Source organism: Verrucomicrobiia bacterium (genome assembly GCA_036405135.1).
Lineage (GTDB): Bacteria > Verrucomicrobiota > Verrucomicrobiia > Limisphaerales > JAEYXS01 > JAEYXS01.
Genome location: DASWYF010000002.1, coordinates 333229 through 354649 on the forward strand (window position 1 = coordinate 333229; position 21421 = coordinate 354649).

A 21421-nucleotide genomic window follows, 5' to 3' on the forward strand; every position below is an offset into this window, starting at 1 on the left:
GGGTTTTACGGTTACTCGTTTAGCTCAGGGTTGCGGCCAGTTTTTTAAGCTCGTCCACAGGCAGCGAAGCATCTGCCTTGCCAATCGCGGCCAAAAAAGTGCGACCGGATTTGATGATGGCAAGACTGCGGTTGCTGGTCTGCACGGATACGGCCTTCGGCTCGCCCAGTTTCAAATCGCCCGTGAACTGGTTCATGCGGCTGAACATCGCCACCACGAATCCGGCGAAGGCGTCCGCATTGAACTCGGCTGGCAACTGCGCTGCGACTTTCAGGCCTTCAGGTGAGGCTACGACCACGCCTTCCACGTTTGGCAGGGCCAAAACTTTGGTGACGAGCTCGGACGGATTGGAGATCGAGGCTGGTGCAGCGGTAGGTGCCGGAGCTGCTGCTGCTGCGGGAGCCGCTGCTGCTGCGGGAGCCGGAGCTGCAGGGACCGGAGCTGGACCTTTGCCGGAGAAAACGTCCGGGATGTTCTTGTCCACTGCGATGGACTTCTGGGCAGCACCCGGCTTGCGGGCGGCCATGAACAGCGGGATGACGATCTTCAGCGGCAGTTCGAGATTTTCCGCATCACGATTGGCACCAACCGAAGCAGGCAGAGCCGGAGTGATCCAGCCGCGCAACTGGCTCCAAGTGAAGAGAATCTTGCCCTTGCGCATCATCGGCTCCACCAAATCCAGCGGGACATTGATGGTCAGACCGGCCAAGTTGTGCTTGGCGAGTTCACCTTTGATATCTTCCGGCCACGTGCCGTAAAGCGCTTCTACGCCGCTGGACAAGTTACCGCCTGTAGGTGCTGCTGCAGGAGCGGCGGCTGCGGGAGCGGGTGCCGGAGTGGGTAAAGGAGTTTGCGGCTTGATGGCTGCCGGAGCTGGGGCAGGCGCCGGGGCTGGAGCGGCTGGTTTGGCCGCAGGAGCAGAGGGACGTAACGAAGCCGGATCAGGCAAGCCCATGGAGGGCTTGATAGGCGCCGAAGGCTCGACAGCAGGAGCGGGTGCCGGGGCTGGCGCAGCGGGTTTCGGAGCCGGTGCGGGCGTGGGCGTGGGCAAAGGAGTTTGTGGCTTGATCGCCGCGGGTGCTGGGGCGGGAGCCGGAGCAGGCGCTGGGGCTGGGGCTGGGGCTGGGGCTGGGGCTGGCGGCGGCGCCACCGGAGCGGGTTTGATCTGGGCTTTGCTAGGATCAGCAGCATCGCCATCTGCGCCGAAGACGGGTTTGATATCATCAGGGATATCAATGATGGTCTGGTTGGCACGCCGGGTGAATTGACCGGGTTTGACCTTGGAGAGCACTTCTTTTAGCGGGAGGCTGATCAAGGTCTGGTCCAAGGAGGCATCGCCACCGTAACCGGCGGTGCCTGTTTGGGCCTTAAGTTCCGAGTAAGTGATCTTGACGCTGCCTTTGGGGAGACCTTCCAGCACGCGCTGGAGGGAAACCTTGATGGTGGCGTCTCCAGAGGGTTGGGCGGTGACCAATCCCTTCAGTTCCAGCGGCAGGTTCTCAAGCACACCTTTCAGAGATACCGTGATGGTTTCGCCGGAGGGTACGGCTGGAGCCGGGGTGGCTGTAGCGGCTGCCGCTTGGGCGGCAGGTTTGGATTGAGCCACCGGAGCTGCCGATGGTTGGGACTCGGTCTTTGATTTAGCTTCGGAGCCCTTCCCGAAGAGGTTCTTTATAAATCCCAGCATTTGTTTGGAGCGATCTAGTTGTCCTTGAAATCGGCTGCAAACCAGTCGATACCAATTAAGTGCGCTTGCCTTTTGTGGCGCAAAAGAATTTAGATAGCAAGAAATTAACTGCAAAAGCGGAATTGAAAAAGGGTTATGGCTGAAAAGCATAAAATCTTGATACTGGACGATGAGCAGGATCTCTTGGACCTGTATCGCGACCTGTTGAGCAAGCTGCCCAGCCAGCCGGAAGTCTTCACTGCAAACTCTGGCGCCCGAGCACTGGCCTTGCTGAATGCTGAGCGGTTTTCCATGCTCCTGACGGACTTGAACATGCCGGGAATGGACGGTTTTCAAGTGATCACGATCGTGCGTCGCCGTTTCCCGGCCTTGCGCACGGTGGTGATGACGTCGCTGGCGGATGAGCAGATCCGTGCGCGTGCTTACGCCATGGGCATAGATCTCTATCTGGAAAAGCCTAATGAGAAGACAGATGTGCAATTGTTCATCGATTGCATCGAATCTCTGCTGGAGCGTGAAGATGCGGGCGGATTTCGCGGGGTTCAGAGCAAGAGCCTGGTGGACCTCATCCAGCTCGAATGTCTTTCACAAAGTTCCTCGGTGCTGAAGATCACGAACAAATCCGTCGAGGCACGCATCTGGATCCAGGATGGTGATGTGATCGATGCCCAGATGAATGATCTCACTGGTGAATCGGCGTTCAAAAGCATCATGAGCTGGAAGACGGGCAATTTCGAGATGCTTGCAGCCGACCCCAAGCGCACGCGCACGATTTTCGGTTCCTATCAAGGATTGTTGCTGGACACGGCACAGGCGATCGACGAGTCCCAAGCCACGGAGGTCAGCATCCAAGGTGAGCCAAGTGTGGCGGAGGGGGGCACCGCTTCGCCGTTGGGGGCGATCAGCCGTGTTCCGGGTGTGGAGTTTGCGGTGGCGGTGGACATCAATGACAAGGCCAAGGTCGATTCTTGGGGCATCGAGAACCCGGCGGCAATGGCGGCATGGGTGCATGATATGATGCACAAGCTGCACGTGATCGGTGAAAAGGTGAAGGCCGGGCATCTGTTGAAGGTGGAAGGAATGGGCGTGCAATCAAATTTAGGTTTCCTTTCACGACCGGACAAGGAATTATGCGTCGGGTTGCGGCGTAACCTCTCGCAAGGCGAGATGGCGTCAACCCTTAGCGAAGTGGGCACGAAATGGGTTTCCTAGGCTTATTCTCCAAAACGGAGCCGGAGGCGAACGTAGGCAAGCTGCCATCGGGCAGTTTCACGATCGACCGCACCGGGCGCATCATTGCGTCCACCCTGCCGCGATCGTTTGATGAGAAGCTGATCCAAGAGATCGGCAGCATCGTGCTGGAAATGTTTCAAAAAGCCCAAACGGTGAACTTGCCTCTGCGCGAGGTTTCGATTCATTATGCGGGTCTCAAGATCACTGCCCGGGAATTACGCGGCGGGGCGATGATTTTTCTGTCACCTGTGAAGATGGGGTGACAGTGGTGTAAAATTTTAACGCAGCCTAGCGAGCACACATATGTCGAACAAGAAACTGGACCAGCTCATTCTCCAACTGGAGAACTACATTGAGGTTTGGAAGCAGTTCAACAATTACATCGCCCTGGCGCGGAGCAAGAAGTTCCAGCCGGAGGATGAGAACCAGTTTCTTGAGATCAAGAGCGTCATCGCGCAGGAGTTGGAGATGATCCTCGCAGTGATTGAAAGCGGCACGCCTTCCAAGGAAGATGTGCATTCGCTGATCGGTTCAGCCCCGTCCATCCGTTACATGAGCGAACTGCCGGAAGGTTCCTTGCGCGCGATCGAGAACCAGTGGCACAAGTCTTTCATCTCCTGGCAATCCATCCTGGGCCAGTTGAAGGTTCAGCAACGTGCCGAAGAAAACAAAGGTTTCTTCAGTATGTTCGGGAAGAAGTAAGAAGATCGCGTTTTTCTTTTCTGCCAGCCGGTGTCAATTATTTGGCACCGGCTTCTTTCGTCATCAGGCTCACGTTTTTCACGTCAGCTTCCTTCGCGGCATCCATCACGGACACCATGACTCCGATTGGTGCGCCTCTATCAGCGCGGATGGCGAGTTTGACTTGTGGGTTCGCCCGGGCGGCTGCGGCTAGTTCCTCCTGAAGTTTGCCAGTGGTGAGGGCGCGGTTGCCGATGAAGAGGTGTGGCTCGGTGTTCGCGATGGTGACGACGAGGGGCGGGTCTTCCGTGGCGCCGCCTTTTGATTGGCGCGATTCCGGTAGTGCGAGTTTCACCGAGGGCAGCTGCTGTTTGAAGGTGGTGGTGACGACGAGAAAGATGAGCACGACCATCAGCACATCGATGAGAGCGATGATGATGACGGCTGGCGCCTGACGTTTGCGTGTACGTGAGAAATTCATCAGAGCACCTTTGCGGCTGGTTGGTTCATGCCGGAAGTTTTGAGCTGCTCGGTTTCTGATGGATAGAGTTTCCGGATGAGTTCATCACAGATGATCTCCAGCTCCACGGTGAAGTGGTCCACACGTTTGGTGTAGTAGCTCCACGCGACGAGTGAAGGGATGGCTACGAGCAAGCCCATCAAGGTCGCTTTCAGGGCGATGGCGATGCCGCGTGCAAAAGCAGTATTATCCCCGAGACCGGCGCTGCCGATGTCACCGAAGAGGGCGATCATTCCATAGACGGTGCCGGTGAGACCGAGCAGTGGAGCGATGCCTGTCGCGATCTCCAGGAAAACGAGGCCGCGTTCCAGGCGGGCGATTTCATGGCGGGCGCGGATCTGCAATGCGTCCACGACGTCTTCTTTGGACCATTGACTGCGTTCGAGCACGAAGAGCACGAGGCGACCCAAGGTGGAAGGGGAGTATTGGCATGAGGCGCGCAAGGTGGCGACATCGCCAGGGTGTTTGATGGCTTGCACCGCGCTCTCCACTTGTGCAGGGGTGATCTTGGATTCACGCAGGGCGAGGCCGCGTTCGATGATGAACGTGAGGCTGACGATCGAAGTGATGCCGAGCAGGACTAGAATGGCTATTTCCATGTTAAAATATTTTTCAGAGGCTGGGGAGCCGTACGTTCTTATTGATAATTGAAAGTGAAAACGACATCGCGATAGGTGCTGGCCAGTTCCCGCTTCACTTCATCCGGCCAAGCCGGAAACGGTGACGGTTTCTCGATCGCGATCTGGCAATAGGCCGTCATGATCGCGTCCACTTTTGTGTCTGCTATCTCCAGATTGCTTACGCGCCCGTTGGAGTGCATCCGGAAGCGCACCACGACGTGGCCTTTGCGGGCGATGGTTGGATTATTGTCGATCGCCGCATACCAAGCGTTGCGGATGGCATCGATGACGATTGCATCGTAACGGCCCAGCGGAGTTGCTTTGGCTTGCAGGCTGGAATTCACGGCGAAGCGCTTCACGCCGCCTTCCTGCTGCATCTTTTCACCGGGAGGACGGTAGTCATTTGATTTGAGCTTGGCCTCGTTCAAGGTTTTGGGCCTTTGCTGGCTCGGTGCTTCCGCCGTTTGTTGGGAGGTGGTTTTCTGGCTTTGAGAGGGGTGCAACTGCTCCAGATCACCGCGTTCCTGTTTGCCTTCGCCGGATTCTTGCTTGGCCATTTGCTGGCTCTTCACCGTTTTGTCCGCGATTGGTGTGTTATTCTTAAATGGATCCGCTTCCACTTTTGCCTGGGGGGTGGACTGGGGTTGCAAGGGCTTGGGTTGCGCCTTGGGAGCCTCAAAGGCCCGGATCATTTTGGTTTGTCGTCCGTCGATCTTGGGCTGATCCGTATCGAGTTTGGTGTCGGGATTGGCAGCCAGGGAATTTTGCGCGGCGTAGAATTTGACGTTCTCGGGTTCATCGACGGGTTTTTGATTTGGGTCCACTTCGATGAAGAGCATAGGCATCTCCTTGGCCGGCGGGGGTGGGGGAGTAAGTATCGCTCGATCCACATCGAGGGATTTGGCTGTCAGTTCGATGACTCTCTCCGGGGATTGGGCGATCTGCTTGAGCAACTCAGGATCACGCAACAAGGCCACGCCAAGGACTGTCGCGCCCAAGGCGAACAGCACGGCGTGTACAGCCAGCGAGATGACCAGAGCGAACAGCAACGGATGCTGTTCGATCCAGTTTCCTGAGGGATTCTTTGAAATCGCCTGCATGAAACAATAAATCGTGCCCTTACGCGACGCTGGGAGCGGCCTGTTTGTTCAAAACGAGGCTAAAAAACGCTGCCGCTACAGGCCAGCGTAGCTGCATCAACGGGTGGGCACCCAGCCGCGGCCCGGAACAAATTCCCGGCTGCCGGAGTTGGATTTGCAACCCGTGCCGAGCAGGGACACTGCCAAAAGGGCTAAAATAAACAATCGCAACATGGGGCTACTCTAAACGGTGCCGGGAAATTCGCAAAGCGACTAAATTATTTTCGGATTGAGGCTTGAACCCTTATTGAAGTCGGAACGTGCCTGTTGAAAGGGGATTGTAGATTGTCCAGGAATGGGCCAGATTGGAGGCACACGGTCGGGGTTCTATGCCGAAGGCGTCTAAATTCATGGTGGGTAAGTTGCTTCTGGATGGGGGCAACTTGAAGGGGTCGTACTTTCATCGCACGGTGGTGCTGATCTGCCAGCATGATGAGCAGGGTGCGTTCGGTCTGGTGTTAAACCGGCCGAGCAAGAACAAGGTGGAAGATGTGATCGAGACGACGTTGCCACCGCGGCTGGAGTCACTGCCGTTGTATGTGGGCGGTCCGGTGCAGGCGAATGCGCTGTCTTACCTTCACACGGATGTTTACGTGCCGCATGCGAATGTAATGCAGAACATGAACCTGGGGCATTCGCTGGAGGGGTTGGTGGAGTTGGGCGAGTCTTATTCGACGACGCAGAAGGTGCGGGTGTTCGCCGGTTATGCGGGTTGGAGTCCGGGCCAGTTGGAGGACGAGTTGAAACGGGAGAGCTGGTTGATTCACCCGGCTTCACTGGAGCTTGTTTTCGAGACGTTGCCGGATGAGGTATGGCGGGTGATCATGCGGCAGAAAGGCTGGCAGGAGCGGCTTTTGGCAGATGGTCCGGAGGATCTTTCTTGGAATTAAGCGGGGAGATCAGTGTGTGGGAAAATACTAGTTGAAATTCTTCTGGCGACGAACGACGTTGCTGCAACGCAACCCAAGAAATGCAAAGAAGTACCCTCGCATGCGCGTTGACTTTGATCCGGGTGCCCGCTAGGCTCCGCGGGAATTTCCAATAGATAAATTCAGCACCGAGAGGCAAATCGTGGCAGTAAGAGACGATTATTTGGTCGATACGCTGGTGGACATGGGCTGGTTGACCAACCAGCAGGTTGAAACCTTGCGACAAGAGGCGGATCAGGCCGGCCAGGGCGTCATTGATATGGCCCTTGCCAAGAACTGGGTGTCTACATTGAACGTGACCCAGGCCAAGGCCGCACAGTTCGGTGTGGAAGTGGTGGATCTGGCGGATATCCGCGTGCCGGATGAGGCGATCGCCGCGGTGCGTCGTGACATCGCCAAGAAATACAAGGTGGTTCCGGTGTCGGTGAATCCCATACGGGTGGCAGTGTCCGATCCGTCCGATCTCGACACGCTGGATTCTCTCCGTCACATCTTGAAGGAAGAAGTTGAGTTCTGTGTGGCGACGGAAGAGGCGCTGGATGCCGCTTTGAACAAATACTATGGCGGTGGTGCCACGGGTGAAGCGAACAAGATGATCCAGGACATCACCGAGGGCACGGTGGACATGACGGATTTCCAAAACGTGGCGGTGTCAGAAGATGATGGTACGGCTGTTGATGCCGATGCACCGATCATCAAACTGGTGAATTCCATCATCGTGGAGGCTTTCAAGCTGCGTGCTTCTGATATTCATCTGGAACCGTTGGAGAAGCGGTTCCGCGTGCGGTACCGCATCGACGGTGTCTTGCAGGAGATGAATAACCCGCCAAAGCGTTTGCAGGCGGCCTTGATCAGCCGTCTGAAAATCCAGGCAGGCATGCAAATCGCCGAAAAGCGGGTGCCGCAAGACGGTCGTATCCAGATGAATGTGGTGGGCAAGTCGATCGACCTTCGTGTCTCGTGTCTGCCCACGAACCATGGCGAGAGCATCGTCATGCGTATCTTGGACAAGACCGGTCTGAAGCTGGGGCTGGCGGAACTGGGCTTCCTCTCGGACGATCAGCAGACGTTCGAACGGTTGATCGGTCTGCCTGACGGTATCTTGCTCGTAACTGGACCTACCGGTTCCGGCAAAACGACCACGCTTTACTCCTGTCTAAACTACATCAACCGGCCTGACCGCAAGATCATCACGGTGGAAGACCCGGTGGAATACGTGCTGGCGGGTATCAACCAGGTGCAGGTGAGTGACGTGGTGGGATTGACCTTTGCTGTGGCGTTGCGCTCGATGCTGCGTCAGGCGCCGAACGTGGTGATGCTGGGTGAAATTCGTGACATTGAAACGGCGTCCATCGCCATCAATGCATCGCTGACGGGTCACTTGGTGTTCTCCACTCTGCACACGAATGATGCGCCGGGCGCGGTGACGCGTTTGATCGATATCGGTGTGAAGCCGTTCTTGGTGGCGTCCTCCACACGCGCGATGATGGCGCAACGTCTGGTCCGCAAAATCTGCAAGAAGTGCGGCCAGCCGCACCAGCCATCGGACTCGGAGTTCCGCACGCTTGGTATTGATCCGCGGACGGTGGGCGAGGTGAACTGCAAGAAGGGCAGGGGTTGCAACGAATGCAACAAGGGCGGCTACCGAGGACGGTTCGGCATCTTTGAGATCTTTTTGGTGGATGACGAGGTGCGCAAGCTGATCAATGACCGTGTGCCAACCACCGCCTTGCGTGCCCGTGCACGTGAGATGGGCATGCGGACCTTGCGTGAGGATGGTGCCCGCAAGGTGCTCGCGGGCCTGACCACCACGGAGGAAGTCATCCGTGCGACAGTGGGTGATGATGAACAGGTGATGAGTTGACCGGGAAGGGTTGTGTCTCGTCCCGTGACCGCCAGATTTTAGCCGATAATATACTATGTCTTACGCGATGTCCGACCTGCTGACCCTCATGGTGAATGAAGGGGCGGCTGACTTGCATCTCCGGGTAAACATTCCGCCATGCATCCGCCTGAACGGTACGCTTGAGCGCGTGGAAGGTCCGCCGTTGAAGCCTGAGGATACGGAAGAGTTGATGAACGCCATCGCTTCGGATGATTCCATCCAGCAGGTGCGCGAAAAGGGCGGAGCGGACTTCGGTTTCGCCTTCGGTGAACTGGCCCGTTTCCGTTGCTCCATCTTCAAGGAACGCGGCAACTTCGCACTCGTGCTGCGCCAGATTCCCAGCAAGCTGCTGACCATCGACCAGATCGGTCTCTCCAAAGACCTCGTGAACACGCTGTTGAACAAGCCGCGCGGCATGATCTTGGTGACCGGCCCCACGGGTTCCGGCAAATCGACCACCCTGGCCTCGATGATCAACATCCTCAACGAAACCCGTGACGAAGCGCACATCATCACCATTGAGGACCCCATCGAATTCTATCACAAACACAAGAAAGCGGTCATCACCCAGCGTGAAGTGCATGTGGATGTGCCGTCCTTTGCTGAAGCTCTCCGCCGCGCATTGCGTCAGGACCCGGATGTGATCCTGGTCGGTGAGTTGCGCGACTTGGAAACGATCGAGGCCGCTGTGACCGCTGCCGAGACGGGTCACTTGGTCTTCGGCACGCTGCACACGAACTCGGCGGCCAAGACGATCGACCGTATCGTGAACGCCTTCCCGATCAACGCGCAGGAAACCGTCCGCATCCAGCTCTCCACTGTGTTGCAAGCGGTGATCGCGCAGATCCTCGTGGCCCGCTCCGACAAACCTGGCCGTGTGGCCATCCACGACATCATGATCAATACGCCGTCCATCTCGGCACTGATCCGTGACAACAAAACTTTCCGTATCCCTTCCGACCAGCAGACCGGTGCCAAATACGGCATGATCACGCTGGACGCCAACCTGCTCGACAAGTATGAGCGCGGCTGGATCAAGAAGGATGAAGTCATCAACCGTTCCATCGACCCGGCGTCCTGCATCGCCAAGATGCAAGAGATCGACTTGCGCCGGGCCGAGGCGGAGGCTGCGGCCGCCCGCAGCAAATAAGGCAAGATCATGGCAGCCAACGTCAACAGTCCTTTGCTCGCTCTCATCCGGGAGCAGGGAAACCTGGACGACCTCCAGTATGAAGAGGTCATTTCCGAGCACGCCCGGAGCGGCAAGTCCATCAGCCAGATCGTGGCTGATTTCGGCATCATGCCCATGGACCAGCAGTTGCAACTGCAGGCCTTTCATTTGGGCACGGAAGTGTTCAATCTGGATGATCTCGAGCCGACCCCGGAGTTGCTCAAGACCATTCCGGCCACAAATGTCCGCATGTATCAATGTGTGCCGGTGGAAGATTACGGCACAGGCGTCAAAGTGGCCGTGGCGGATGCGTTGAACCCGCAAATGGTGGACGAACTGGGTTTCGTCGTCCGCCGCGAAGTGCAGATCCTCATAGCCGATCCGGCCCAGATCGCCAAATTCATTGAAAAGTATTACGGCGAAGAGGGCGAAAGTTTCAGTGACATCCTCAAGGAATTCGGCGAGGACAAGAATCTGGAGCAGGAACTTGCCGAGATGGCTGCGGGACAGGATGCGGCCAATAACATCGCCGACATGGCGAATGAGGCTCCCATCGTCCGCTTCGTTAACCTGGTGCTTTACCAGGCGGTGCAAGACCGTGCGAGTGACATCCATTTCGAGCCGTTCGAGGACGAGTTCAAGATACGTTACCGCGTGGACGGAGCGCTGTATGAGATGGCTCCCCCGCCGAAGTATCTGGCCTTGCCCGTGATTTCCCGTTTGAAGGTAGTAGCCGGATTGAACATCGCCGAGCGACGCCTGCCGCAAGACGGTCGTATCTCCATGCGTCTGGGTGGCAAGGATATCGACCTGCGTGTCTCCAGTTTGCCAACCAAGTTCGGTGAATCTGTGGTGTTGCGCGTCTTGGACCGCGGTTCCGTCTCATTGAATATCAACGCCTTGGGTTTCCCCGATTATGTGAAGACATACGTGGTGGAGGCCATCCAGCAACCCAACGGCATCTTTGTGGTGACGGGCCCCACGGGTTCAGGCAAGACCACCACGTTATACGCCTGCTTGCGGGAGGTGAACACCATCGACTCCAAACTGCTTACTGCAGAGGATCCGGTGGAGTATGACATCGAGGGCATCATGCAGGTGGCTGTGAACGAGGCGCTGGGCATGACCTTCGGCAAGGCGCTTAAATCCTTCCTCCGTCAAGACCCCGATGTCATCATGGTGGGTGAGATGCGTGACTTGGAAACTTCGCAGATCGCCATTCAAGCCTCGTTGACCGGTCACTTGGTGCTGAGCACACTCCACACGAACGATGCACCCGGTGCCGTGACCCGTCTGGTGGATATGGGAGTGGAACCATTCCTGATCTCTTCCACCCTGCAAGGTGTGCTCGCTCAACGTCTGGTCCGCACGATTTGCAAGAAATGCCGGGCGCCGTTCGAGCCCACCGAGAACCAGCTCGCGCAGTTGAACCTTTCGCCTTACGACATCGGTGACAAGGTGTTCTACTACGGACGCGGTTGCTCTAACTGCAATGATACCGGCTACCGTGGGCGCAAGGGCATCTATGAACTTTTGGTCGTCTCCGATCCCATCCGGAACCTGATCAACGAACGCGCACCCTCCGTGGTGATGCGGCAAAAGGCAGTGGAACTGGGCATGGCCACCTTGCGTGATGACGGCCTGCGCGGTATCTTTGATGGCGAAACTACGATTGAAGAAGTGCTGAAGTACACCTAACAAACCCGTCCTATGCCCAAATACAACTATGTAGCGATGGATCAAAAGGGGAAGGAGACCAAGGGGACCTTGGAGGTGGCCAACCAGAGTGAAGCGATCGGCCGCCTCAAGGAAATGGGTTACTTCCCCACCAAAGTAGTCGAAGCCGACAAGGTCAAAGAGAAGGATGCCAAAGGCAAATCCGCAGCACCCGCCGCCGCCGGAAAGAAAAAAGGCGGCATTAAGATGGGTTTCAAGGGTGGCAAGGTAAAACCCAAGGTTCTGACCACGTTCACCCGCCAGCTAGCCACTTTGGTTGATGCCGGTCTGCCGCTTTTGCGCGGTATGCGTGTGCTGGAAAAGCAGGAACGTGACCGCCGCTTGAAGGGCATCATCAATGAACTGGCTGTCTCGATCGAAGGTGGTTCCACTTTCTCGGAAAGTCTGGCGCAACACCCCAAGACATTCAACCGCCTCTACGTGAACATGGTGAAGGCCGGTGAGTTGGGTGGTGTACTGGAGGTCGTGCTCAATCGTCTGGCCGAATTCATGGAAAAGGCCCAGAAGATCAAGGGCAAAGTCATCGCGGCCATGTTCTACCCGGTCGCGGTGATGGTGGTGGCCGTCGGCATTCTGGCGTTGCTGATGATCGTCGTGGTGCCGAAGTTCGAGGCGATTTTCAAAGACATGTTGGAAGGCGAGGCGTTGCCCGGCTTCACCCGTCTGGTGCTTGGTATCAGTAATACCATCAAGAACAACCTGCTGGGCACTGTCATAGCCATCTTCTGTATTGTGGTGGCCTTCAAACTGTTCGCGATGACGAAGTTTGGCCGTCGCACGATTGACCGCGTCCAGATGAAGATCCCTGGCTTGGGGCCGGTGATCTCCAAGGTCGCCATCGCCCGTTTCACCCGCACGCTGGGCACGCTGGTAAGCAGTGGCGTGCCGATCTTGCAGGCGTTGACGATCGTCCGTGAAACCTCCGGTAACGTCATCGTGGCCGAGGCGGTGAACGCCGTCCATGAGAGCGTCAAAGAGGGTGAAACCATCACCCAGCCGCTTGAAGCTTGCGGTGTGTTCCCGCCCATCGTCATCAGCATGGTGGACGTCGGTGAGCAGACCGGCGCCTTGCCTGAGATGTTGATGAAGATCGCGGATAACTACGATGAAGAGGTGGATAACGCCGTGTCCGCGATGACCTCCTTGCTGGAGCCGGTGATGATCGTGTTCCTGGCCGTCATCGTAGGCAGTATCGTTATCGCGTTGTTCATGCCGCTCATCGTGCTGATGGACAAGGTCGGCGACACCGGTGGTGGCAAGGGCGGCAACTAGGCAGTCCGCCCACGGTGAAAAATAGTGGAAAAAGTTTTTAAAAAACTTTGACAAAGGCCGGGGCGCTCTCTAGCGTCTCGGCCTCTGGTTTGGGGTCGTAGCTCAGTTGGTAGAGCACCACAATGGCATTGTGGGGGTCAGGAGTTCGAATCTCCTCGGCTCCACCAAACTTTCAAGGATTGTTCTCCCGAAATTAATTTTTCGCAGGACAATTGTTTTCAGAAAAAACAAAAACCCGCCGGATCAATTCCGGCGGGTTTTTGCTTTTGAAAAACGAGATCTAGGCCTTGCTTACCTTCGCGACTTTCTTGTGGTAGGGCGAGGAGAGGTTGAAATAGATGCCGCACAGGGGGCGCTCGTCCTCCGTCTGGCTGAGGATGATGGTCACCTGTTTGTCGAGCGCGATACCGTGGCGCAGGCCGGGCGCGCGGTTCACATAGGCTTTCACAGCCTTTTCCATCAGGGAACTTAAAGATGCCTCGCAATCTTCCGGCGTCTTGTCGATGCAGATGATATACTTGTCGTAATTCCGCATCGCTTCCCCAATCTCCCGCTTAAATGTCGCAACCGTCAAATCCATGGATAATTGATACGCCTTTTCAGGTCATCATTCAATGATGGAACGTGGATTAACTGAATATCCGTCAATCTTGGGAGGGCGCAGGGCGGGTGTAAGTCCTCTCACCGAAGATGGCTGTGCCTACCCGGACCAGTGTGGAGCCTTCCTCGATGGCGATCTCGAAATCCCCGCTCATACCCATGCTCAGGACGGGCAGGGGAGCCTCGAGCTTCTGTTCACACTGCTCCTTGAGCTCACGCAGCCTGCGGAAGAACGGGCGGACACGCTCCGGCTCTTGCACATACGGGGCGATGGTCATAAGCCCATGCAGTTGCAGCCGCTTCAAATCGTTAAGCTGATCCAATTCGGCCAGCACGGCTTCTGGCCCATAGCCGAACTTGCTGGATTCACCCGCGACATTGACCTCCAGCAGGATAGGCAGCGTCTTGGCTGCTTGCTCCGCGCGCTTGTTCAATTCTTGGGCAAGGCTAAGGCTGTCCACGCTCTGGATCACTTCAAAAAGCTGCACGGCATCCTTGGCCTTGTTGCTCTGCAAATGACCTATCATCTGCCAGTGCAGCTTGCCGGGGCATTGAGGGACCTTCACCTTGGCCTCCTGCACCTTGCTTTCCCCGAAGAGAGTAAGGCCAGTATCGGCGACGGCACGGATGGCTTCCGGCGGATGCCCCTTGCTTACAGCCATCAACTGCACGGTCCGAAGTTCACGGCCAGCGCGATCACAGGCAGTGGCGATGCGTTGCTGAATGGCAGCAACGTTTGCGGTCAAATCCATGGAAGAAATTAAGCATCAAACGCCAGCGCCACCAAGCGATTCTTCAACTACGAATTGCCACGAATCAAATAGGCGTGAGTTTGGAATGGCGAATTTTCCCAAAAGAAGTCGCGAGTCCGCTCGGCTTCCCATCCCCATTAGTGTCAATTCGTGTCCATTCGTGGTTCACTTTTTTCCGGTTTCTGTTTTCACTATCTGCATGGCAAAGAACTACTGGCTGGCCAAGTCCGAGCCCGAGGCATATTCGTGGGCTGACTTGGTGAAGGATGGCAAAACGGTGTGGACGGGTGTGCGGAATTTTCAGGCGCGAAACAATCTCCGTACCATGAAGGCGGGCGATCTGGTGCTGTTCTATCATAGCGTGACGGATAAGCAGGTGGTAGGTATCGCCAAGGTGTCGAAAGAATTTTATCCCGATCCCACCGCTGATGAAGGCGATTGGTCTGTGGTGGACCTGGCTCCGCACAAGCCGCTAAAAAAAGCGGTCACCCTAGAACAGATCAAGACGGATGCTGTGTTGAAGGATATGGCACTCGTGCGGCAATCCCGGCTTTCCGTGACACCTCTCACCGAGGCTCAATTCAAACGCCTGCTGGAACTGGCTGAGACAAAAGCGTAAAGGATGATTTTGTGGCGTGGCTGATCCATAACTGGTTTTGGCTCCTGCTGGCCGTGATTTTGGTCGGCTTCAGCATCGCCGCCACACGTCATGCAGAGACGCGCCGTTACCGTGTCCGTTTGATCGCTTCGCTGCTGCTGATGGAGTTTTGGGTATGTCTGGTGGCGCGGGCGACATCCTTAACAGTTTTGCTCCCTTTGGGAATCTTGGGCTTCGTCCTGATGCGTCTATGCATGCCTGCGCTAAGTCATATCATGGCGCAAGCCATGGCGGACAAGGCCACGGATGCCATGTTCGGCGAACGGGAACCGGCACCTCCCGTGCTGGAGCGGAGAACGGTCAACCATTTGCGGAAAAAATATCGCCCGGAAGAGGCGATAGTTCATTTGCTGGAGGTGCTCGATAAGAATCCGGATGATTTCGAAAGCCGTTTTCTGCTCGCCAGCATTTACGTGGAAGACATGCGCGACCTGCCTTCCGCAGAGCGGGAGATACAGTTCATCCAAAAATCACGGGCCATCAGTCCTTCATTGCAGGCATTGGCCGTACAATGGTTGAAAATCTGGCAGGAAGCTTTTCATGCCGGAGCCATGGAGCTGGAAGGCTTGCGCTCTCCCGGTGCGCCTAAGCCGGTCGTTGTGGAAACCCCGCCGGTTGAAACAGTTTCCATTCCAGTGGAGGAATTGCCTGTTCCCAAGCCCGCTCCGGTGGCCAGTCATGAGGCAGTGAATGAATTATGTGGAGCAGGCAATTACGGCTCTGCCATGCGGATGATTGATGGCATGCTCGGCGAGAAGCCGGATGATCTGGCGGGCTGGGCCATCAAGGCGCGCATCCACGTGCAGTATCTCGCCCAGCCTGCGCAGGCAGACAACGCGCTGCGCCATGTGCTGGATGCCGCCGATATCCTGCCCGAGCATGTGGAAGCGGTGAATAAACTGGCCGAAGCCTTTGCCCGTAGCAAAGATCACTACATGAAAGCAGGCCGGCTCTGGCGCAAACTCAACGAAGCACCATCCATCCCAGTGGAAGAAAAAGAAGTCATTCTTTCCCGGTTGAAAACTTGGGAAGCTGCTGTGCATTAACCCGTGGTGACCGGCCACTTTTTTAAACGCCTGCGAGTTTTGTTCAGGCAACTTTTTGTTTCCGCACAGAACACCTTGTCCGCCCGCTGACCGATCTTTCTTCTTAGCTGCACGGAACGTTTCCTAAGCGCCTTAAGAGCGGCGGCTTCTGGTGAGTTGGCATGTGACATCACTTCGCGTGCGACCGAGAGATCATGGTCATTGCCCAGCAGGGCCTGCAATTTCAGCAAACGTTTCTCCAGTCGTGCTGAGTCCTTGGGCAAAGCGGGTTCAACCAAGCTCACGTGGTAGTAAAGGTCTTTGACACGTTTACGGGCATCATGAAACAGCTCATCGATCCCCGCCGCTTCCGCCAGTTGGAGAGAATGATGCGCTTTACGATACGATTTCTTCATCCCCTTGGAAACGGCCTCCCAGCCCGGGGCTGCCCAAGCTGCTTTATCCAAGTTTCTCTGAAACGTCCTCAATGCCGCCAAAGCTTCGCGTAATGTCACCGGGAGTGATTTGTGATGACGATGCTGGGGCCGTGTCTTTTGCTGCCATTGCCGCAAAGCATCTTCTACTGCAGCATGAGACAATTCCGACATCTCATCACCCAACTCCGTCAACGTGTCTCTGACCACTTTTTCATCGCGCCAGAGAGATAGGCTGAGAGCGGCTTTGCGGAGGCGTGCATTCTCCCGCCGGACAAACGCAGGACCGAGAGCTTCGCGTGAAAGCCGCAACATGGCCCGCAGAAATTTAAAGGCCAACCGAACACCATGGACCACTTGCTCTTGAGGCACCAACGATTTAACCAAGCTCTCGGCCTTCAAGACTTGCGTGGCGGTGAGGCGTTCTAACGCCACCACCGTCGATTCATCTCGTTTGAAACGAGGATATGAACGCTTTGAGGCCATCCTCATAATATACCATGGATAAGACATCCGGGTGAAAGTGCCTGTTCTTGCTGGCCGAGGTGCCTGTGCTGGCGTAGATTACGCACATGGCTGGGCCGTCACAGGGCAGGGAGGCGGGCATCACGGAATTGACACCGTCATCCGTGCCGGAATGGCTTTTCCTCGACCTGAACAGCTACTTCGCGAGCGTGGAGCAGCAGGAGAATCCGCGCCTGCGTGGCAAACCCCTGGCGGTAGTTCCAGTGCTTACTGATTCTACCTGCGCCATCGCGGCCAGTTATCAGGCAAAAGCGTTTGGGATCAAAACAGGAACGATGATCGGCGACGCAAAACAGATGTGCCCTAAACTGATCTGTGTGCTCGCGAACCATGATCTTTACGTCGAATACCACCACAAGATCGTAGAGGAGATAAATCGGCATATCGAGGTGACCATCACTGCTTCGATCGATGAAGTTGCGTGCAAATTAGAACTCGGCTTGCGTGATCCGGTGAAAGCAGTAGAGCTGGCCAAGCGCATCAAACAGGGACTGGCTAGGAACATTGGCCCAGCGATCACCTGTAACATCGGCATCGCGCCCAACCGTTATCTGGCGAAAGTGGCGAGTGATATGCAGAAGCCAGACGGCCTTGTCGTGATTGAGGCGAAAGATTTGCCGCACCGGCTTTTCGGATTGAAGTTGAACGATCTTCCGGGAGTGGGACAGAACATGGAACGCCGGTTACGTGGAGGCGGCATTCTGACGATGGAGCAGTTGCTGACGTCTTCACGCGCACGTTTGCGACAGGTCTGGGGTGGGGTGGAAGGAGAACGTTTATACTACAAATTACGCGGGGTGGATTTGCCGGATGTGCCGACGCAGCGCAGTAGCGTAGGGCACAGTCATGTGCTGGCCCCTGAGTTGCGTCCTCCGCATATGGCCGAAATGGTAGCGCACCGGTTGGTATTGAAGGTCGGCAGCCGTCTGCGGCGCATGAAATACCAAGCACAACAGATGGACGTAAGTGTGCGGATTGAGAAAGGCCCGCGGGTCTCGGAGGGCATCCGTTTTGCACCAGCCAATGACAGTTCTGCGTTGTTGAAACAATTGAACATACTGTGGGCGCGCATCCGGAATACTACCGGGACGCACCCGTTGAAGAAAGTTTCCGTGACTGTCACGCAGCTGGTTTCCCTGGAGGGATTGCAGCAGATGGAGCTTTTCGAGAAACGCCATGAGCCGGGAGAATCTCCGGTGGAGCGGCGGCAACGGTTATCGGAGGCTATCGATGTGCTGAACAAGCGGTTTGGTCGTGACACTGTGGCCTTGGGCATGCTGCCCAAATCCGCGCGTGGATTTTCCGGTACCAAGGTGGCCTTCACGCGGATACCCTCCAAGGAAGAGTTTCACGAGTAGATGTTCGTCATGGGAAGAAATAACCCATTGGTACACGCAGACTTGAGTGCAGGGAGAGGCCGTGTCACTCTGAGCCCGAGCCTATAACCTGTGCGATCAGCCGAGACAATAAGCCGGGCGGCAGTCCACTCTTTCACAAGAGGCTGGCTGCTGGGGGTCTTTTTGCTCATCGGCTTTCTGCCCGCCCTTTTTGCCCAGATAGAGGAACAACTTAAGGAAAAGCGTTACCGCATTGATGTCCTGACCACAGAGCACGGATTGCCGAGCGGTGTGGTGAATGCTGTTCTGCAGAGTTCGGAAGGTTATTTATGGTTGGGCACGGCCAATGGATTGGTACGGTTTGATGGCATTCGCATGGTGCCGATCACGGCACCAGAACTGATCAGCAGCCGCATCTCTGTGCTGTTCGAGGATGCGAATAAAACATTATGGATCGGAACGGAAGGCGGCGGTGTGGTCAGTTACAGGGATCGAGAGTTCAAAAACTTTTCCACCGCGAGCGGTCTGGCATCAGATTCCATTTCCGCCATCACGGCGGACAATCAAGGAAACGTGTGGGTGGCTACAGTGGGTGGTGCGTTGAATCGTTTTCGTTCCGGAGAGTTCACACCTTACACCGCAGGCACGGTTACGGGGACCATCGAATCACTGGCCGATGGCGGTGGTGGAAGTGTGTGGTGGTGTACGGGAACGGCCTTGGGCAGTTTTCGCGAGGGCGAGTTCGGCCAGCCACGTCTGGAAAGTGAGGATCGGCTGCGGATCGGAGGAGCCACTCCGAGCGGTTTCTGGCTGATCGAGAAACGGACTCTGCGCCGGTGGTCAAGTTATGGGCCAGCCGAGGAAGTCTGGGAACTTCCCGCAGGATTGGACCCCAGCTCAGTGTCGACTATGTTTCGGGACCAGCGTGATGGCGGCCTCTGGATCGGCACCTTCGGCATGGGCCTCTACCACTTCAAAGAATCCACGGGAACTTTTCGACGGTTTACGACGGAAAGCGGCCTTTCCCAAAATTCGATCCTCGCCATCGGGCAGGATAAGGATGGCAATCTATGGGTAGGGACCAACGGCGGCGGACTGAACCGTTTGCGGGAAAGCAGCTTTGAGGTCTATGATGCCAAGCGCGGCCTTTCTCAGGACAACGTGCTTTCAATCAGTGGCGGGAGTGATGGTTCCGTGTGGATCGGCACAGACGGTGGCGGGTTGAACCGCCTGCGGGATGGGATTGTGCAAAACTACCGGATGGCGGGTTTGCGCACCGTGTGGTCCGTGATGGAGGACAGCGCCAGTTACGTATGGGCGGGCACGCGCGAAGGTCTTTATAAATTCAACGGCATCACTTTTGCCCGTATCGGTGGCGGACCGGCGCATGTCCCCGGAAATCTGCCCAACCAGGATGTGCGTGTGGTTTATGAGGACAGGAAGCGGCGCCTGTGGGTGGGCACTTTCGGCGGTGGTCTTACCCGCATGGTGGATGGAAGAGCCAGCAAGACGTTCAATTCCAAATCCGATCCCACTGTTTTTAACAGCGATGATGTACGTGCATTGCTTGAGGACAGTGAAGGCACACTGTGGATAGGGACCGGTGGTGGCGGCCTGATCAGATTCAAGAACAGCGAATTCGTTGTTTTCCGGCGCAACGAGGTGGGCAGTGATTTTATCCGTGCGATCATGCAGGATCGCGAGGGCGTGCTTTGGATCGGCACCAATAATGGATTGACTTGCTTGCGACGAGGACGCTTTTTCCGCTTCACCACAGCGGATTTTTTGCCGGACGACGTGATCTCGCAGGTTTTTGAAGACGGCAATGGCAATCTATGGCTCGGTACCAACCGTGGTGTGGTGCGGGTGTCGCGCAACGCTCTTTTAAGGTTTGCCGATGGTCGGGTGAAGAGTTATGCGAGTGTATTGTACGACCGATCGGACGGCTTGGCGGGGCGCGAATGCAATGGCGGTTTCCAGCCGTGGGGGTATCAAGCGGATGATGGCAAATTGTGGTTTCCGTCTAGCGAAGGTGTTTCCGTGATCGATCCGTCGACAATCCGGCCCAACCCCAGACCACCTTTGGTGGTGATCGAAAATGTGGTAGCGGACGGGATTGAGGTGGAGCCGCGAAGGATCACCAACACGGTGGATTTCGAATCTCAAACGGTTTACCGCATCCCTGCGGGCACAGGCAGATTGGAGGTCCGCTATACCGGTTTGAGTTTTGTATCCCCCAGGCGCATCCGTTTTTCCTATCAGCTCAAAGGAGTGGATGCCGGATTTGTCGAGAATGAAAGCCGGCGTTCCGCAGTTTATCAGGATCCACCACATGGCAATTACAGCTTTCAGGTCATCGCCTCGAACAGTGACGGCATGCCGAACACGATAGGCAAGACGGTGGGCGTTCTTGTGATGCCGCGTTTTTATGAGACCTTGTGGTTTCAGTTCGGAATGGTGGTGATGGTCATCTTTTTCGGGTTTGCCTTCTTCCGCTATCTTTCCGTGCGCAAGCTGAGGCAACGGCTCGTAGTGTTGGAACAGCAACGCGCCTTGGATCGCGAGCGCACGCGCATCGCACAAGACATGCATGATGACCTGGGTGCGAGGGTCACACGCATCGGCCTGCTGACGGAGCTGGTCCGGCGCAAGGCTCCGCAAAATGAGGAGATGGAGAAAGTGTCTACGCGTATCGAAGAAGCCACGCGTGAAGTGGTGCATACGCTGGATGAGATCGTCTGGGCGGTGAATCCCAAGAATGACACGCTGGATAGGCTGGCAGCATTCATCGCACAGTATGCTGAGGATTACTTCGATGAGGTCACGCCGATCCGTTGTCGGTTGGACCTGCCGACCAATCTGCCACCTGTACCGCTTTCAGCAGAGATGCGACACAGCTTGTTCCTCGTGGTGAAGGAATCGCTGAACAACATAGCGAAGCACTCGGGTGCAACGGAAGTGCGCATCTCGCTAACCTATGCCCAGCCGCGGCTGGAGATATTGGTAGAAGACAATGGCAAAGGCTTCTCACTGGCAGATGCCGATCCTACCCGGAACGGTCTGGTGAACATGAAGAAGCGTATCGAGGAAGGCGGCGGCAAGCTGGAATTGCGCAGTGAGAAGGGCAAGGGAACGAGCATCCGGCTGGAGGTCAAGCTGGGTACGTAGTTTTGCAGCTTGGAGCCGGGAAGGAATCGGCATATAGTGACTGCATTC

Annotated in this window: 19 protein-coding genes and 1 tRNA gene; 13 read left to right on the plus strand and 7 right to left on the minus strand. The window is 56.2% G+C overall.

Translation table 11 applies throughout. The annotated features are described in order from the left end of the window. Positions 1 to 19: 19 nt before the first annotated feature. Positions 20 to 1687 (minus strand): roadblock/LC7 domain-containing protein, encoded by a 1668-nt coding sequence (locus tag VGH19_01510; GenBank protein ID HEY1170021.1) that lies wholly within the window; start codon positions 1685 to 1687, stop codon positions 20 to 22. A 135-nt stretch (positions 1688 to 1822) separates the two neighbouring features. On the opposite strand from VGH19_01510, the gene VGH19_01515 reads away from it, so the two are divergent. Genes VGH19_01515 through VGH19_01525 form a run of 3 tightly spaced genes read left to right on the plus strand, consistent with a single transcriptional unit; the run spans position 1823 to position 3622 of the window. Then, a complete protein-coding gene (locus VGH19_01515; GenBank protein HEY1170022.1) occupies positions 1823 to 2899 on the plus strand; it encodes a response regulator in 1077 nt (358 codons plus the stop codon). Further along, positions 2887 to 3183 (plus strand): hypothetical protein, encoded by a 297-nt coding sequence (locus VGH19_01520; protein HEY1170023.1) that lies wholly within the window; start codon positions 2887 to 2889, stop codon positions 3181 to 3183. Before VGH19_01515 ends, VGH19_01520 begins: the two co-directional genes overlap by 13 nt. A gap of 40 nt (positions 3184 to 3223) precedes the next feature. Next, on the plus strand, positions 3224 to 3622 hold the full coding sequence (locus VGH19_01525; GenBank protein ID HEY1170024.1) for a hypothetical protein: 399 nt from the start codon (positions 3224 to 3226) through the stop codon (positions 3620 to 3622). A 37-nt stretch (positions 3623 to 3659) separates the two neighbouring features. Here VGH19_01525 and VGH19_01530 read toward each other — a convergent pair whose 3' ends face one another. The 3 genes from VGH19_01530 to VGH19_01540 are packed head-to-tail and all read right to left on the minus strand — an operon-like array spanning position 3660 to position 5841. Next, positions 3660 to 4082, minus strand: coding sequence for a biopolymer transporter ExbD (locus VGH19_01530; GenBank protein ID HEY1170025.1), 423 nt, complete (start codon positions 4080 to 4082; stop codon positions 3660 to 3662). After that, a complete protein-coding gene (locus VGH19_01535; protein HEY1170026.1) occupies positions 4082 to 4720 on the minus strand; it encodes a MotA/TolQ/ExbB proton channel family protein in 639 nt (212 codons plus the stop codon). The genes VGH19_01530 and VGH19_01535 overlap by 1 nt, the downstream gene beginning before the upstream one ends. A gap of 38 nt (positions 4721 to 4758) precedes the next feature. Next, complete coding sequence (locus VGH19_01540; GenBank protein HEY1170027.1) at positions 4759 to 5841, minus strand: hypothetical protein; 1083 nt, start codon at positions 5839 to 5841, stop codon at positions 4759 to 4761. A 368-nt stretch (positions 5842 to 6209) separates the two neighbouring features. On the opposite strand from VGH19_01540, the gene VGH19_01545 reads away from it, so the two are divergent. The 6 genes from VGH19_01545 (at position 6210) to VGH19_01570 (ending at position 13041) form a co-directional block, all read left to right on the plus strand. Further along, complete coding sequence (locus VGH19_01545; protein HEY1170028.1) at positions 6210 to 6770, plus strand: YqgE/AlgH family protein; 561 nt, start codon at positions 6210 to 6212, stop codon at positions 6768 to 6770. Positions 6771 to 6951: 181 nt separating this feature from the next. After that, positions 6952 to 8673, plus strand: coding sequence for an ATPase, T2SS/T4P/T4SS family (locus VGH19_01550; protein HEY1170029.1), 1722 nt, complete (start codon positions 6952 to 6954; stop codon positions 8671 to 8673). 55 nt (positions 8674 to 8728) lie between these two features. Beyond that, complete coding sequence (locus tag VGH19_01555; protein HEY1170030.1) at positions 8729 to 9844, plus strand: type IV pilus twitching motility protein PilT; 1116 nt, start codon at positions 8729 to 8731, stop codon at positions 9842 to 9844. A gap of 9 nt (positions 9845 to 9853) precedes the next feature. Beyond that, entirely contained in the window at positions 9854 to 11563 is a 1710-nt protein-coding gene (locus VGH19_01560) for a GspE/PulE family protein (GenBank protein HEY1170031.1), read from the plus strand. 12 nt (positions 11564 to 11575) lie between these two features. Further along, entirely contained in the window at positions 11576 to 12874 is a 1299-nt protein-coding gene (locus tag VGH19_01565) for a type II secretion system F family protein (GenBank protein ID HEY1170032.1), read from the plus strand. A gap of 91 nt (positions 12875 to 12965) precedes the next feature. Continuing rightward, positions 12966 to 13041, plus strand: a tRNA-Ala gene (locus VGH19_01570). Positions 13042 to 13154: 113 nt separating this feature from the next. On the opposite strand, the gene VGH19_01575 is transcribed toward VGH19_01570, so the two are convergent. Both VGH19_01575 and VGH19_01580 read right to left on the minus strand, forming a co-directional pair. Beyond that, positions 13155 to 13454, minus strand: a complete 300-nt coding sequence (locus VGH19_01575) for a hypothetical protein (GenBank protein ID HEY1170033.1) — start codon at positions 13452 to 13454, stop codon at positions 13155 to 13157. Positions 13455 to 13518: 64 nt separating this feature from the next. Further along, a complete protein-coding gene (locus VGH19_01580; protein HEY1170034.1) occupies positions 13519 to 14226 on the minus strand; it encodes a YggS family pyridoxal phosphate-dependent enzyme in 708 nt (235 codons plus the stop codon). A 199-nt stretch (positions 14227 to 14425) separates the two neighbouring features. Here VGH19_01580 and VGH19_01585 point away from each other — a divergent pair, with 199 nt between their 5' ends. Together VGH19_01585 and VGH19_01590 are read left to right on the plus strand one after the other, a co-directional pair. Then, the gene (locus VGH19_01585; GenBank protein ID HEY1170035.1) at positions 14426 to 14845 is read left to right on the plus strand and encodes an EVE domain-containing protein; all 420 of its coding nucleotides are present in this window, start codon (positions 14426 to 14428) and stop codon (positions 14843 to 14845) included. 11 nt (positions 14846 to 14856) lie between these two features. Continuing rightward, on the plus strand, positions 14857 to 15930 hold the full coding sequence (locus VGH19_01590) for a hypothetical protein (GenBank protein ID HEY1170036.1): 1074 nt from the start codon (positions 14857 to 14859) through the stop codon (positions 15928 to 15930). Here the strand turns inward: VGH19_01590 and VGH19_01595 are convergent. Beyond that, on the minus strand, positions 15927 to 16835 hold the full coding sequence (locus VGH19_01595; GenBank protein HEY1170037.1) for a CHAD domain-containing protein: 909 nt from the start codon (positions 16833 to 16835) through the stop codon (positions 15927 to 15929). The two genes, VGH19_01590 and VGH19_01595, sit on opposite strands and share 4 nt — an antisense overlap. An 80-nt stretch (positions 16836 to 16915) precedes the next feature. On the opposite strand from VGH19_01595, the gene VGH19_01600 reads away from it, so the two are divergent. Both VGH19_01600 and VGH19_01605 read left to right on the plus strand, forming a co-directional pair. Continuing rightward, complete coding sequence (locus tag VGH19_01600; GenBank protein ID HEY1170038.1) at positions 16916 to 18226, plus strand: impB/mucB/samB family protein; 1311 nt, start codon at positions 16916 to 16918, stop codon at positions 18224 to 18226. Between the two features lie 90 nt (positions 18227 to 18316). Then, on the plus strand, positions 18317 to 21373 hold the full coding sequence (locus tag VGH19_01605; GenBank protein ID HEY1170039.1) for a two-component regulator propeller domain-containing protein: 3057 nt from the start codon (positions 18317 to 18319) through the stop codon (positions 21371 to 21373). The last annotated feature ends 48 nt before the right edge of the window (positions 21374 to 21421 follow it).